General features: G+C 63.2%; 10 protein-coding genes. 1 reads left to right on the top strand and 9 read right to left on the bottom strand.

Annotated features, from left to right (window positions below; genetic code table 11):
* Positions 1 to 245 precede the first annotated feature (245 nt).
* From QMX88_RS26150 to QMX88_RS26110, 9 genes are all read right to left on the bottom strand, one after another.
* Positions 246 to 1,301 (bottom strand): permease, encoded by a 1,056-nt coding sequence (locus QMX88_RS26150; protein WP_282373162.1) that lies wholly within the window; start codon positions 1,299 to 1,301, stop codon positions 246 to 248.
* Between the two features lie 84 nt (positions 1,302 to 1,385).
* Positions 1,386 to 2,978 (bottom strand): ABC transporter ATP-binding protein, encoded by a 1,593-nt coding sequence (locus QMX88_RS26145; RefSeq protein ID WP_282373161.1) that lies wholly within the window; start codon positions 2,976 to 2,978, stop codon positions 1,386 to 1,388.
* A gap of 8 nt (positions 2,979 to 2,986) precedes the next feature.
* Positions 2,987 to 4,009, bottom strand: a complete 1,023-nt coding sequence (locus QMX88_RS26140) for an ABC transporter permease (RefSeq protein WP_282373160.1) — start codon at positions 4,007 to 4,009, stop codon at positions 2,987 to 2,989.
* On the bottom strand, positions 4,009 to 5,079 hold the full coding sequence (locus QMX88_RS26135) for a microcin C ABC transporter permease YejB (protein ID WP_192172032.1): 1,071 nt from the start codon (positions 5,077 to 5,079) through the stop codon (positions 4,009 to 4,011). The genes QMX88_RS26140 and QMX88_RS26135 overlap by 1 nt, the downstream gene beginning before the upstream one ends.
* 1 nt (position 5,080) lies before the next feature.
* A complete protein-coding gene (locus QMX88_RS26130) occupies positions 5,081 to 6,940 on the bottom strand; it encodes an extracellular solute-binding protein (RefSeq protein WP_282373163.1) in 1,860 nt (619 codons plus the stop codon).
* Between the two features lie 141 nt (positions 6,941 to 7,081).
* Positions 7,082 to 9,820 (bottom strand): TonB-dependent receptor, encoded by a 2,739-nt coding sequence (locus QMX88_RS26125; RefSeq protein WP_282373158.1) that lies wholly within the window; start codon positions 9,818 to 9,820, stop codon positions 7,082 to 7,084.
* Between the two features lie 217 nt (positions 9,821 to 10,037).
* The gene (locus tag QMX88_RS26120) at positions 10,038 to 10,439 is read right to left on the bottom strand and encodes an ExbD/TolR family protein (protein ID WP_205483107.1); all 402 of its coding nucleotides are present in this window, start codon (positions 10,437 to 10,439) and stop codon (positions 10,038 to 10,040) included.
* Entirely contained in the window at positions 10,439 to 11,146 is a 708-nt protein-coding gene (locus QMX88_RS26115; protein WP_282373155.1) for a MotA/TolQ/ExbB proton channel family protein, read from the bottom strand. Before QMX88_RS26115 ends, QMX88_RS26120 begins: the two co-directional genes overlap by 1 nt.
* 52 nt (positions 11,147 to 11,198) lie before the next feature.
* Positions 11,199 to 12,050, bottom strand: a complete 852-nt coding sequence (locus QMX88_RS26110; RefSeq protein WP_282373154.1) for an energy transducer TonB — start codon at positions 12,048 to 12,050, stop codon at positions 11,199 to 11,201.
* A 1,198-nt stretch (positions 12,051 to 13,248) separates the two neighbouring features.
* On the opposite strand from QMX88_RS26110, the gene QMX88_RS26105 reads away from it, so the two are divergent.
* Positions 13,249 to 14,030 (top strand): DUF2817 domain-containing protein (locus tag QMX88_RS26105; protein ID WP_282373153.1); only part of this gene is annotated, 782 nt, incomplete at its 3' end.

The following is a 14,030-nucleotide window of genomic DNA, read 5'->3' as shown; positions in this document are numbered from 1 at the left end:
ACTTGGGTGCAGGCTGAACGCAGGTTTCGCGGAGTGGGCCGAGCGGCATGGATGCCGCGAGAGCCGCCCCCCGCCATGGATGGCGGATGGCGGCGGGCCCACGGAGCGGGACCGGAGTGAAGGAACCCCGAGGTACGAGGGGCCAAACCAGGAGCAAGCCCCCTTGGTTACTTGGGGGGCTTTTTCCAAGTAACTCGCCGAAGGCGAAACAGTCTGCCCCCAGGCAGACGCTTGTGATCTTGGCCTTACAAAAGCAAAGCGCCGACCAGGCCACTCAGGACCCCGACCAGCATGGTCAACACCCCAACGGTCACCAGCACCTTGGCGTCGAAAGACTTACGCAGCATCAGCAGCGACGGCAGGCTCACGCTCGGCAGGGTCATCAGCAACGCCACCGCCGGCGCAGTGCCCAGGCCCAACGTCAGCAGCGTCTGCACAATCGGGATTTCGGCGGCGGTCGGGATCACAAACAACGTGCCGACAATCGCCAGAGGCACCAGCCACAACAGGCTGTTGCCCATCGCGCCGTCGACGTGAGGGAACAGCCACACCCGCGCGGCGCCGAGGATCAGCACGGCGATGACGTAGATCGGGATGGTGGTCCAGAACAACTGCCAGAGCGTCTTGCCCCAACGCACCAGCAGGCTGCCTTCCTCCGGCGTCTCGGCGTTGGCCACCGCTTCCAGCGCCTGTTCAGGCACCACTTCCGGGCGCGAGATGCGTTGCGCCACCAGCGAAACACCGATCACTAAAACAAGGCCCGCCACCAGTCGCAGCGCCGTAAAGCCCCAGCCCAGCACGAAGCCCATGAACACCAGCGTGGCCGGGTTGAGCACCGGGTTGGCGATCCAGAAGGCCAGCGCCGCGCCCACCGACACGTTCTGCTTGCGCAGGCCCGCAGCCACCGGCGCCGCGCAGCAGCTGCACATCATGCCGGGCAGGGCGAACAGGCCGCCGCGAAGGGTGGAGCCGAGTCCGGCGCGGCCGAACATTTTCAGCAGCCAGTCACGGGGAATCAGCACCTGCACCAGCGAGCCGAGAATCACTGCCAGCACCGCGGCTTTCCAGATCGCCAGAAAGTACACCTGAGCGTACGCCAGTGCGGCGGCCCACGGCGTGGCCGGGTTGTCGTTGATGATCGAGCCGCCGATGTTATGGGTGTCGGCCGCGATGAAGGACTTCAGGTAATACGGCGACCACTTGACGTAGTACAAGCCGATGGCAGCCACCAGCAGGAACGCCAGGGGTTTCCACCAGAACGACCAGCCGCGGCGTTCGGAGGTGAGCGGGAGGGCAGTCATGACAGGCACCAGAGCAGGAAATCGAGGGGGCGCGATGATACGCCGTGGCCGGGCATTATAGTAGGTGTCACAAGGTATGTCGGCTCACGCCCGTCCGCCGAAATCCAGCCCGGACGCACGCAGCAGTTCCTGGGTGTAGGGCTGGCGCGGATGGCTGAAAATCTCCCGCGCCACCCCTTGCTCGACCACTTTGCCGTCCCTGATCACCAGCACGTCGTGGGCCAAGGCGTGAACCACCGCCAGGTCGTGGCTGATGAACAGATAACTGAGGCCGTGACGGATCTGCAAATCCCGCAGCAGCGCAATGATCTGTTTTTGCACGGTGCGATCCAGCGCCGAGGTGGGTTCGTCGAGCAGAATCAGCTCCGGTTCCAGCACCAGCGCCCGGGCAATGGCCACCCGCTGGCGTTGACCGCCGGAGAATTCGTGGGGGTAGCGATGGCGGCTGTCCGGGTCGAGGCCGACTTCGCCGAGCACGCGGATGACCGTATGTTCACGCTCGGCCGGGGTGCCGATGCCGTGGGTCAGCAGCCCTTCGGCGATGATCTGCTGCACCGTCATGCGCGGACTCAAACTGCCGAACGGGTCCTGAAACACCACCTGGATGCGCTTGCGCAATGGCCGCATCAACTGCTGGCTGCGCAGGCTCAGCTCCTTGTTGGCGAAGCGGATGCTGCCTTCGGAATCGATCAGCCGCAGGATCGCCTGACCCAGGGTCGATTTGCCCGAGCCGGATTCGCCGACGATCCCCAGGGTCTGGCCTTTCAACAGCTCGAAACTCACCCCGTCCACCGCCTTGATGTACTGCCGCTCGCGCCGCAATAAAGGTTTGGGCAATGGAAACCAGACTTTCAGCGCGTCCACCGACAGCAGCGTCTGGGTGTGCTCGCCGGGCACCGGTTCGCCGTCGGGTTCGGCGTTGATCAGCAGGCGGCTGTAGGGGTGTTGCGGAGTGGCGAACAGCGTCTGGCAGTCGGCCTGTTCGACGATCTCGCCGGCGCGCATCACGCAGACCCGCTGGGCAACGCGCCGCACCAGATTGAGGTCGTGGCTGATCAGCAGCAGCGACATGCCCAGCCGCTGTTGCAGGGATTTGAGCAGTTCGAGAATCTTCAGCTGCACCGTGACGTCCAGCGCGGTGGTCGGCTCGTCGGCGATCAGCAGCTCGGGTTCGTTGGCCAGGGCCATGGCGATCATCACCCGCTGGCGTTGGCCGCCGGACAGTTGATGGGGCAGGGCCTTGAGCCGCTGCGGCGGGTTTTGAATCCCCACCAGAGCGAGCAATTCCAGGGTGCGCTCGCGGGCGGCCTTGCCCTTGAGGCCCTTGTGCATGGCGAGGATTTCGCCGATCTGTTTTTCCACGGTGTGCAACGGGTTCAGCGAGGTCATCGGCTCCTGAAAGATCATGGCGATGCGGTTGCCGCGCAGGCCCCGAAGTTCTTTGTCGCTCGCGTGTAACAGATCGACGCCCTTGTAGCGAATGCTGCCCTGTGTGCTGACGGACTTTGCCGGCAGCAGGCGCAGGATCGAGTGCGCGGTCACCGACTTGCCCGAGCCGGACTCGCCGACGAGCGCCAGACACTCGCCGGGCTGGATGTCGAGGTCGATGCCGTGCACCACTTCGGCACCGTTGAAGGCCACGCGCAGGTTGCGGATCTGGATCAGAGGTTCATTCATGGCAGCGCTCATGTGCGGGGGTCGAAAGCGTCACGGCAGGCTTCGCCGATAAACACCAGTAGCGTGAGGATCAGTGCCAGGGCGCAGAACGCCGTGACGCCGAGCCACGGCGCCTGCAAGTTGCGTTTGGCCTGGCCGATCAGCTCGCCGAGGGAGGCGCTTTCGGCGGGCATGCCGAAGCCGAGGAAATCCAGCGCGGTCAGTGTGGCGATGGCGCCGGTGACGATGAACGGCAGGTAGGTGAGGGTGCTGGTCATGGCGTTGGGCAGAATGTGCCGCCACATCAAGGCGCCGTCGCTGAGGCCCAGGGCGCGGGCGGCTTTGACGTATTCCAGATTGCGCCCCCGGAGGAACTCGGCGCGGACCACGTCGACCAGCGCCAACCAGGAAAACAGCGACATGATCCCCAGCAGCCACCAGAAATCCGGCTCGACGAAACCCGACAGGATGATCAGCAGGTACAGCACCGGCAGCCCCGACCAGACTTCCTGCAAGCGCTGGCCGATCAAATCCGCCAGCCCGCCGTAATAGCCCTGAATCGCGCCGGCGAACACGCCGATCACCGTGCTGATGGCGGTCAGCGCCAGCGCAAACAGAATCGATACGCGGGTGCCGAACAACACCCGCGCCATGACGTCCCGGGCCTGATCGTCGGTGCCCAGCCAGTTGCGCGCGCTGGGTGGGCTGGGTGAGGGCTCGCGCAGTTCGTAATTGACCGTGTCGTAGCTGAACGGAATGGGCGCGAAGAGCATCCAGCCGCCCTTGTCGGCAATCAGTTTGCGCACGTAATCGCTGGAATAGTCCGGCTCGAAAGGCAACTCGCCGCCGAAGTCGGTTTCCAGGTATTGATGCACGGCCGGGAAGTACAGGTCGCCCTGATAGCGGACGATCAGCGGCTTGTCGTTGGCGATCAGTTCGCCGCAGAGGCAGATGACCAACAGCGCCACGAACAGCCACAGCGACCACCAGCCACGCCGGTTGGCCTTGAAGTTGGCGATGCGGCGCCGGTTTTGCGGGGAAAACTCGAACATCAGGCGCTCCTCGCGGAAAAGTCGATGCGCGGGTCGACCAGGGTGTAGCACAGGTCGCCCACCAGCTTGATCAACAGGCCGAACAGGGTGAACAAAAACAGCGTACCGAACACCACCGGGTAATCCCGGGACACCGCTGCTTCGTAGCTCATGCGGCCGATGCCATCGAGGCCGAAGATGGTTTCGATCAGCAGTGAGCCGGCGAAGAACACCTCGATCAGCGCCTGGGGAATGCCCGCCACCACCAGCAACATGGCGTTGCGGAACACGTGTCCGTAGAGCACGCGCTGCTCGCTGAGGCCCTTGGCCCGGGCGGTGACCACGTACTGGCGGCCGATCTCGTTGAGGAAGCTGTTTTTGGTGAGGATGGTCAGGGTCGCGAAGCCGCCGATGACCAGCGCGCTGACCGGCAGTACCAGATGCCACAGGTAGTCGCGCAGCTTGCCCAGTGGCGAGAGGCTGTCGAAGTCGTCCGAGAACAGACCCTGGGCCGGAAACCAGCTCCAGTAGCTGCCGCCGGCGAATACCACGATCAGCAGAATGGCGAACAGAAACGCCGGGATGGCGTAGCCGATGATGATCACCGTGCTGCTCCAGACATCAAAGCGGCTGCCATGCAGCACGGCCTTTCGGATGCCCAGCGGGATCGAAATCAGGTAGGTGATCAGCGTCGCCCAGAGCCCGAGGGACAGGGTCACCGGCAGCTTTTGCAGAATCAGCCCGGTCACCGTGGCGCCGCGAAAAAAGCTGCTGCCGAAGTCCAGCTGCGCGTAATGGGTGAGCATCAGCCACAGGCGCTCGTGCAGCGGCTTGTCGAACCCGTATTGGTGCTTGATCGCTTCGACCAGCTCCGGGTCCAGCCCTTGAGCGCCTCGGCTGATCCCGCCGGTCGCCGCGACTTCGCCACCGCCGCCACCAATGCCGCCCGTTGGGCCCATGCCCTGAACCCGGGCGATGGCTTGCTCGACGGGACCGCCCGGCGCGGCCTGCACGATGAGGAAATTGACCACCAGAATGCACAGCAGCGTGGGAATGATCAGCGCCAACCGGCGCAGGGTGTAGGCGAACATGTCACTGGCCCTCCGTTATCGGTGCAGCATGGGTATTCGCGACGCTGCTTTGGGGCGCCAGACGCGCAGCCATCTGTGCATCGGTTAGCGGCACGCGGCTGACTTCCCACCAGCTTTCCAGGCCGACGTCGTAGACCGGCTCGATCGCCGGCCGGCCAAACCGGTTGGCAAACACCACCGGTGTGCCTTGGGAGTAGTAATTCGGAATCATGTAGAAACCCCAGAGCAGGACCCGATCCAGCGCCCGCGCGTAATGCAGCATGTCGTTGCGGTTGTTGGCCGCGACCAGGCCGTCGATAAGGCGATCCACCGCCGGATTGCGCAGCACCATCGCGTTGGAACTGCCAACCTGGCGGGCGCTTTGCGAGCCGAACAGGTTGTACAGCTCACGGCCGGGGGAGAGGATCGGATTGCCGTTGGCGGGCAGCGTGACCACGATCATGTCGTAGTCCCGGGCATTCAATCGGTTCATGTATTGCGCCGAGTCCACGCGACGAAAATTCAGGGTGATGCCGATCTGCGCCAGCACGCGCTTGTATGGCAGCACCAGCCGCTCGAAACCGCCCTGGCCATCGAGGAAGGAAAACTCCAGCGGCTGTCCGTCGGCGTTCACCAGTCGGTTGTTCTTCGGGTGCCAGCCGGCGTCGGCCAGCAGCTTGAGGGCCTTGAGCTGTTTGTCGCGGATGTAACCGCTGCCGTCGGTCTTCGGTGCGCGCCAGACCTGATCGAAGACTTCGTCCGGGATCTGCCCGCGCAGGGGCTCGAGAAGGCTCAGCTCTTGCGCGTCGGGCAGCTCGGTCGCGGCCATTTCGCTCTTCGGGAAGTAGGTTTGTTCGCGCACATAGAAGTTGCGCATGATCTGGCCGTTGACCCACTCGAAATCCCAGAGCATGGCCAGGGCTTCGCGCACCCGGCGGTCCTGGAACATCGGTTTGTCGAGATTGAACACGAAGCCCTGACCGGCCACCGGGCGGCGCTTGGCCAGAATGGTCTTCTGCAGACGGCCGTCCTGCAGGCTCGGCGCGGTGTAGCCAACGACGTAGCCGGCCGAGGAGAACTCGCGGTTGTAATCGAAGTTGCCGGCCTGGACCAACTGACGGGCCACGTCGACATCGCCATAGAAATTCACCGTCAGCGCGTCGAAGTTGTACAGCCCACGGCTGACCGGCAGGTCTTTGCCCCACCAGTCCTTGACCCGCTCGAAGCTGACACTGCGCCCGGCGTCGACCCGCGAGACCCGATACGGCCCGCTACCCAGCGGCGGTTCGAAGCCGCCGCCCTTGGTGAAGTCGCGGGTCTTCCACCAGTGCTCGGGCAGGATGCGCAGGCTGGCGAGGTCCAGCGCCAGGGTGCGGTTGGTGCCGGTTTTGAAATCGAAACGGATCTGCCCCGGCGCTTCGATGACCGCGTCCTTGACGTCGGCGTACAGCGGCCGATAGCTGAAGCTGCCCTGGGTGATCAGCGTCTGCCAGGTGTAGCGCACGTCTTCCGCGGTGATCGGCGTGCCGTCATCGAAACGCGCCTGGGGGTTCAGGTAGAAGCGCACCCACAGATTGTCGGGGTCGCGTTCCATTTTTTCGGCGACCAGCCCGTACACCGTGTAGGGCTCGTCCAGTGAGCGATAGGCCAGTGGCGCATACACCCACGTGTCGATCTGGCTCACGGAAATGCCTTGATCGACGTATGGCGTGAGGTAGTTGAACTGGCCGATCTCCTCGGACGCGCGGCTCATGGAACCGCCTTTGGGCGCGTCAGGGTCGACGTAATCGAAGTGCTGGAAATCAGCGGGGTATTTCGGCGCTTCGCCATAGACGGTCAGCGCGTGCACCGGCGCGGCAAAGGCCTGGGGAATGCCCAGCATCAGCGAGCTACAGAACAGCACCGAGTACAGCAATGCCACGCCCGGTAAACGGCGCGGCAATGAAAAGGGGGTGGCAGACATGCGGACAATCCTTGTGAGCAGCCCGACGCGCCGCAGGAATGGCGCGTCGGGGACTAGCGCTTAGAAGTGATACGTCGCCCGCGCAAACAGCGTGCGGCCCAGTGGGTCGGCGTAACGAGGGTCATAGCCGGACTGGAAGTTGTAGGCCTGGTTGGTGAACGGCGGGTCGCGGTCGAACAGGTTGCGCACGCCGGCATCGACGTCCAGCACCTTCTCGAAGGTGTGCCCCACCGACAGGTCCCACAGCGAGTACGACGGCACGGTGCCGTTGGTGCTGCGGTCGTAGTCGTTGTAGCCGCTGGTGAAGCGGTTGGTCAGGGAGGCACGGCTGTCGCCGAGGGTCCAGCTGCCGATCAGCACGTGTTTCCAGCGCGCGATCACGCCATCACCCTGGAAGTCGCCGACCTTGTCGGTGTACGGACCGTCGATGATGTTCTGGAAGTCGTAGCGATTGACGTACGTCCCGGTCAGCCCCAGACCGAACTGGCCATACGGCGTGTTCGGGAAGCGGTAGTCCAGGGTCACGTCGACACCGTTGGTCTTGACGATGCCCAGGTTGGAGTTGCCGGTGACGATGTTGGCGATGGAGCCATCGGCGTTGCGGATGATGCGGTCGCCATACAGATCCGACTGGTCGAACACGGTGGATTCAGGAAACGACTGGATCTGATTGGAGATGTGAATCCACCAGAAATCCAGGCCCATGGAGAGGTTGTTCATCGGTTGATAAACGAAGCCCAGGGTCACGTTGCGGGCTTTCTCCGGGGACAGGCTCGCGTTGCCGCCGCTGCGGTTGAGGAACTGCTGATTACAGTCACGACCGGCCTGGCCGCCCGGCTGCACGGTCCCGCCGGCGCACAGCGTCGGGTCATCGTAATAACCCTGGCTGTAGGCCAGACTTTGCGGGGCATACAGCTCGTACAGCGACGGCGCACGGAAACCTTCGCTGTACGCGCCGCGCATCACCAGCTCTTTGAACGGCTGGAAGCGGAACGAGTATTTCGGGTTGGTGGTGCTGCCGAAGTCGCTGTATTTGTCGTGGCGCACGGCAGCGGTCAGTTCCAGGCTGTCGATGACGGGAACGTTCAGTTCGGCGTACTCGGCCTTGACGGTACGATCGCCGGACACCGAGCCTGCCGAGTCCAGGCCCAGGCTGTTGATGTCGTCAACGAAGTCCTCGTAATCCTGGTGCAGTTTTTCCTTGCGGTATTCGCCGCCCAGGGCCAGGCCGGATTCGCCGGCACCGAACCAGTTGCCGATCTCGCGGCTGATGCGCCCGTCCACCCCGTAGACACGGCCGACGGCGGTGGAGTATTCGCCGTGGTACGCGGCGTCGTCGATGAACTGCTGACCCGCCGCCGATTGCGGGCCGAACGGGTTGAGCAGACCGCTGGCCAGGCCGGCCTTGAGGGCGGAGTCACTGACGTAGCCCGAGGTCACGCTGGAAACGACCTTGCTCTGGTTGTAGTTGGCGCCGAGGTTGTAATCCCAGCCGCCGACGGTGCCGTCGAAGGTCAGCAGCAGGCGCTGGTTGGTGTTCTGGTCCTTGCTGCCACGGGGGCCGGCGGCCGTCTCACGCCAGGCGGTGTCCACCGGCTGGGTAGGGTCGAGGGCGAAGTTGTTCGGCCCGGGCGTAATGCCGTTGCCCGGGTAGTAGGGCGAAGACGGGTCGATGCTCAGGCCGGTCAGTGGCGCGGGGCCGATGCTGGTGGCGTTGTTGTTGCGGGCAAAGAAGTATTCGAGGCTGACGTTGTGATCTTCCGCCAGCTTGCCGGTGGCGCGGCCGAAGAACGAGGTCTTCTCGGTCTGCGGCACCAGGTCGATGTAATCGCGGGTGCTGAACCGGCACAGCCCGTTCACGCTCACCAAGCCCGGTCCTGCGCAGTTCGGTGCGAGGGGGTTGCTGCTGTTGTTGCCCTGATAGTAGTTGCCAGGGTAGGCCGTGCCGGAGGTCTGGTTGAGGCCACGGCCCGGGACGTAATCCTTGTCGAAAGAGCGGTCGTTGGCGTCGAGGTTCTGCTGCTTGTTGTAGTTGAACACGCCCATGACGTTGAAGCGGTCTTCGTCCAGATCGCCGAAACCCCAGCTGGCACTGACGTCCTTGCTGGCGCCGCCACCGCTGGCCGTCGGGGTGTCGCCGCCGAGGCTCAGGGTGCCGTCGGTCAGCGACTTCTTGGTGATGAAGTTGATCACGCCGCCGATGGCGTCGGTGCCGTACAGCGCCGAGGCACCGTCGCGCAGCACTTCGATGCGGTCGATGGCGGCGAACGGAATCATGTTCAGGTCAATGGCGCTGCCGTTGGGCGTGCCGACGCCGGACAAGGCGTTGTTGGCCAGACGGCGGCCGTTGAGCAGGATCAGGGTTTTGTTGGCGCCGATGCCGCGCATGTCGGCATAGGAGGCACCGCCGGTGGACGCGCCGACCGAGCCTGCGCTGTTCATCATCGACTGGCTGCCAGTGATGCGCTGGACCATCTGTTCGGTGGTGGTCACGCCCTGTTTCTTTAGCTCGTCGGCGCGCAGGATGGTCACCGGCACAGCGGTTTCCGCGTCGGCCCGGCGCACGGCCGAACCGGTCACTTCCACCCGTTTGAGCTGCGTGGTCGCCGGCGCAGCAGCCACCGCCGCCGCGGGGACAGCGGCTTCACTGCCAGGTGCGGCATCGGCGGCGCTGTCCGTGCTGTCGGCGCCATAGGCCGGGCTCATGCCAACCGCCAGTGCGCAGATCAGCGCACGGGGGTGGCGTTGTACGGCAACAACAAGGGGCTTGAGGGTAAAACCAGGAAAGCTCATCAGCATGGTAGTTTCCGACTTATTCCAGATGTTATTGAAATGGCCTTGTGAGCCCTCGTTGCTCCGAGGCGGTTGTAGCGCTCGGGAATTTCCTTATTTCAAGCAAGCCGCTCCCCTCCGGGGCAAAAACCCGGACGGCGGTGAATCGGGAGTAGGGTGCGCAGCGCCGCAGCGGGGTGCGGCGCCTGCTTCAGGTGCAGATCAGGTGCGGGTCATGTATCGATCATTTGGACGTCATCACTGAAATCTTGGTGATGCCCGAGCGCTCGATCGACGCCATCGCCTTGGCGACCTGGCCGTAGTTGACGTTGGTGTCGGCCTGCAATTGCACGCGCACCTCCGGGTCCTTGGCCTTGACGTCCTTGAGGCTGAGCTCCAGGGATTCCGGCGCGACTTCGGACTTGGCCAGGTAGAACTTGCCGTCCTGATCAACGCTGACCACCACTGGGTCTTTCTTGTCGGCGGCGGCGACGGCGTCGGTTTTCGGCAGGTTGACCTTGATCGCGTTGGTCATCAGCGGCGCGGTGACGATGAACACCACCAGCAGCACCAGCATCACGTCCACCAGCGGCGTGACGTTCATTTCGCTGAGCACCTCATCGCTGTCTTGAGTGGAGAACGACATCAGCTCGCCTCCCGCACAGTCTGGCTGTGCTTGCTGGCGATGGCCTGACGGTTGATGGCGAAGGCGCTGCGCTGGGCGAGGGCGTCGAAGTCATGGGCGAAATCATCCATGTCGGCGACGGCGAGCTTGAGACGGCGCAGGAAGAAGTTGTAGATCAGCACCGCAGGGACCGCGACGGCAATGCCGACCCCGGTGGCAATCAGCGCGTGACCGATGGGGCCGGCCACGGTTTCCAGGCTCGCCGAACCGCTGGCGCCGATGCTTTGCAGCGCTTCCATGATCCCCCAGACCGTACCGAACAGGCCGATGAACGGCGCCGTGCTGCCGATACTGGCGAGGATGGCCTGACCGGCTTCAAGTGCGCGGCGTTCTTTCTGGATCTGCTGGCGCAGGTTGCGCTCCAGGCGGTCGGAGCGGTTGATGGTGTGGGCGAGCTGCTGCGTGTTGCGGGGTGTTTCGTCGACCGCCATGGCTTCGAAACCGCTGTTGGCGATCCGCGCCAGTGAGCCCGGATATTGGCTGGAGTGCTCGGCGGCGGTGAGCAGATCCGGTGCTGCCCAGAACGCTTTGGCGAACTGTTTGTTTTGGGTCTTTAAGCGCAAGTACTGTGCGGATTTGATCAGCAGCAGTCCCCAGCTCAGCACCGAAAACACCACCAGCGCCCAGAGTACGCCGGGGACAATCATCGAAGAGATCGATTCGTTCATGGTTACACCTCACCCGCTATATAAAGAGTTGTTGTTGATCGGCTGACCGGGTTCATTCGGGCAGCTTGAAGTCGATGGTTTGCGTCGCGAAGCCTTCTATCGGGGTGTCACCGCGCTTGGCCGGAATAAACTTCCAGTTGCGCACCGTCTCTACCGCCGCGTCGTCCAGCACCTGTTTGCCGCTGGATTTGGTCACCTCGACCGTGCCGGCGCGGCCGTTGGGCAGCACCTTGATGCGCAGGATCACGCGGCCTTCCATGCCTTTGCGCAGCGCCGCGCCGGGGTATTCCGGTGGCGGGTTGCCCAGGCTGGCGAGCCCGGAAATCGCCGCCGATTCCTTGACCGGGGCCGCAGCAGGCGCAGGTGGCGCGGGCGACGGTGATGGCGCGGCAGGCGCTGGCGGGCTCGGCGCAGCCGGTGCAGCAGGCGCAGGCGGTGTCGGCTTTTTCACCGGTTCGGGTTTCTTCACCGGCTTGGGCTTCTCGACCTTGGGTTTTTCCACCGGCTTCTCGACAGGCTTCTCCACCGGTTTGGGCAGCGGCTTGACCGCGTCGGGGTCCTCGACCGGTTGCTCCGGTTCAGGGGGCGGCGGGGGCGGTGGCGGCGGTTCAGGTGGAGGCGGCGGTGGCGGCGGCTCCGGGGTCGGCGGTGTCGGGCTGGTCAATTCCACCGTCATCTCGGGCACTTGCGGCGCAACTTCCGGGACGTCGGCTTTTGCAGTCTGCATATACCACCAGATAGCGCCGTGAATAAGGACCGAGGCGGCAATCAATATCAACACGTGCGTCCGGCTTAGTTCACCCGGGCGCGATGTGTTTTCCTTGAAAGGAATACGCGGCCAGGCCATGGACAGTGCGTCCGGCGCCGGGTCAGGTATGGCTTTCGTTTTTACCGCGTCATTCATTAAAGCTCCCTCGGGTGGTTGAAGGGCAATAAGGGTCCGTTCAAACAAGTCACCCTGTTTGAAGTTGACGTCCGTGCTTTCGCAAAGCACGAGGCCTGGGGAGCAGGTCGTTAAAGAACCACTCTTATAACTGCCGTTGCAGCGTGGGCTATGGAGACGACATTGCAGTTCCCTGATTTCTTGTTGAGTACGAAGAAGTACGTCTTTGTTTCAGAATGACTACGTAACGATCATCGCTATTGCAACCGCTATGCCAGTGCAGGGCTCTAGTCTGCTGTTTCCGGGCTGGGGCGGGTCGATGTCGCATTCCTGTAACTTTTTAGCGAATTTCGTCGAGTCTGGGTCAGTTCGCTCTGTAGAGGCAGGGTAAGTTGCTGAACCAAAAGGCGAACCTATCCACTCAGGTTCATCGCGTGTCTGCACGGTGACCTGTTCCGATTCAATCAGAAGTGCGCTGCACCAAACGTGATTAAGTGGGTGCAAGTTGGTGCGTGAGTGCTTACGTGATCATTGCGCTAAGTCCTTAAAGTGTGACTTGTCAGTCATGGTCTGAATGGTGTTTAACAGTGGCGCACACTTCCTGAAAATGATCACTGATCGTTTTTAGTGTGTGTGGATCAACAGCAATCCATCCTGCGCGATATTCAAAACGTTAAGTGAGCAGACGCATTTGTGCCGAAAAGAAACAATAAAAAGTGGCCGCCGGATCGCTGCAACAGCGACAGCCATGACGCAAAACAAATGTGGGGCACCGCAGCGAATTGACGCTGGGTTTCAGCCGGAGCGCTGAAGGGAGATAGGGCGAATGGCTGGCTCGCTGACGGAGGCGTGCAGCGGAGAAGGCAAGGCGCGGCGTGGGCGGATCGGGTGTGAAATGCGCATGTCTGGCACGAATCGAATTCCTTATCGACGGACGCCAGACTTCTGGTCGGCGTCCTGCACTGTTTCGGACGGGGTAGTGTCCGGTTCCTGCACACGGGTGCGTGGTGCGCACCGTTTGGCAGCGTAGACTCGCGGCAGCCGGGGCTGGACGCGAAGCGTTTCGTGGTACTGACGTTCCACAAGAGAAACACTAGAAAGAAGTGTGCCAAAACGTGTCCGCTTGTAACATTTCTGACGCAGTGTCCTTTCTGCGCGGCGTTCCGGCTGTCTATTCCGGGCCCATACGCGCGGTGTCATCGATTCTGGAGTGCATCCAATGAGCCACTTTTTCCCAGTTCGTCCGGGTTATCGCCAGCTTCGCGAGCGCTTCATTGCCGCAGCCACGGCGGCTGGCGCGCGGTTGAGTGAATACGCTCACCCGTTGTCGGGTCCTTTTGGCGAGCCGCTGGCCACGGACGTCGCCTGGCTGGGCGACCCGGATGCGCGGCGGGTGCTGGTGGCGCTGAGTGGCACCCATGGCGTCGAAGGCTATTACGGTTCCGACTGCCAGAGCCGCTGGCTCGAGGGTTTTGATCCACGCGCGCTGCCCGAGGGCGTTGCGGTCCTGATGATTCACCTGATCAACCCCTGGGGCACGGCGTGGATGCGCCGGGTCAACGAGGACAACCTCGATCAGAACCGCAACTACCTGGACTTTAATCAGCCGCTGCCGGACAACCGCGCCTACGCCGACGTCCACGGGATTTACGCCTGCGAGCAGTTGCGCGGGCCAAAGCGCGATCAGGCGGATGCGTTGTTTCAGGCAGCGATCGACGCGCGGGGTTGGGCAGGGCTGATGTCGGTGGTCGAGGCGGGGCAGTACGCATACCCCGATGGGCTGTTTTTCGGCGGCAGCGGGCCGAGCTGGTCCAATCGCACCCTGCGCAGCATCGTCGGGCGATACCTGCAGGACGCCGAGGTGGTGACCTGCTTCGACCTGCACACCGGCGCGGGAGATTACGGCCATCCCATGCTGATGAGCATCGTCGAGGCGGCCTACCCCGCGCTGGAGGATGCGAAAGCGTTGTTCGGACCGTGGCTGTTCACGCTGATCACCGG

The sequence above is a fragment of the Pseudomonas sp. PS02290 genome, assembly GCF_029960075.1.
Taxonomy (GTDB): Bacteria; Pseudomonadota; Gammaproteobacteria; order Pseudomonadales; family Pseudomonadaceae; genus Aquipseudomonas.
The sequence above is the reverse complement of the archived record's forward strand: the minus strand, read 5'-3'. Positions and strand labels throughout refer to the sequence as shown.

Coding starts and splice junctions, on each gene's coding strand:
- QMX88_RS26150 (WP_282373162.1), bottom strand. CDS start 1,301: ATGACTGCCCTCCCGCTCACCTCCGAACGCCGCGGCTGGTCGTTCTGG.
- QMX88_RS26145 (WP_282373161.1), bottom strand. CDS start 2,978: ATGAATGAACCTCTGATCCAGATCCGCAACCTGCGCGTGGCCTTCAAC.
- QMX88_RS26140 (WP_282373160.1), bottom strand. CDS start 4,009: ATGTTCGAGTTTTCCCCGCAAAACCGGCGCCGCATCGCCAACTTCAAG.
- QMX88_RS26135 (WP_192172032.1), bottom strand. CDS start 5,079: ATGTTCGCCTACACCCTGCGCCGGTTGGCGCTGATCATTCCCACGCTG.
- QMX88_RS26130 (WP_282373163.1), bottom strand. CDS start 6,940: ATGCTGGGCATTCCCCAGGCCTTTGCCGCGCCGGTGCACGCGCTGACC.
- QMX88_RS26125 (WP_282373158.1), bottom strand. CDS start 9,820: ATGCTGATGAGCTTTCCTGGTTTTACCCTCAAGCCCCTTGTTGTTGCC.
- QMX88_RS26120 (WP_205483107.1), bottom strand. CDS start 10,439: ATGTCGTTCTCCACTCAAGACAGCGATGAGGTGCTCAGCGAAATGAAC.
- QMX88_RS26115 (WP_282373155.1), bottom strand. CDS start 11,146: ATGAACGAATCGATCTCTTCGATGATTGTCCCCGGCGTACTCTGGGCG.
- QMX88_RS26110 (WP_282373154.1), bottom strand. CDS start 12,050: ATGAATGACGCGGTAAAAACGAAAGCCATACCTGACCCGGCGCCGGAC.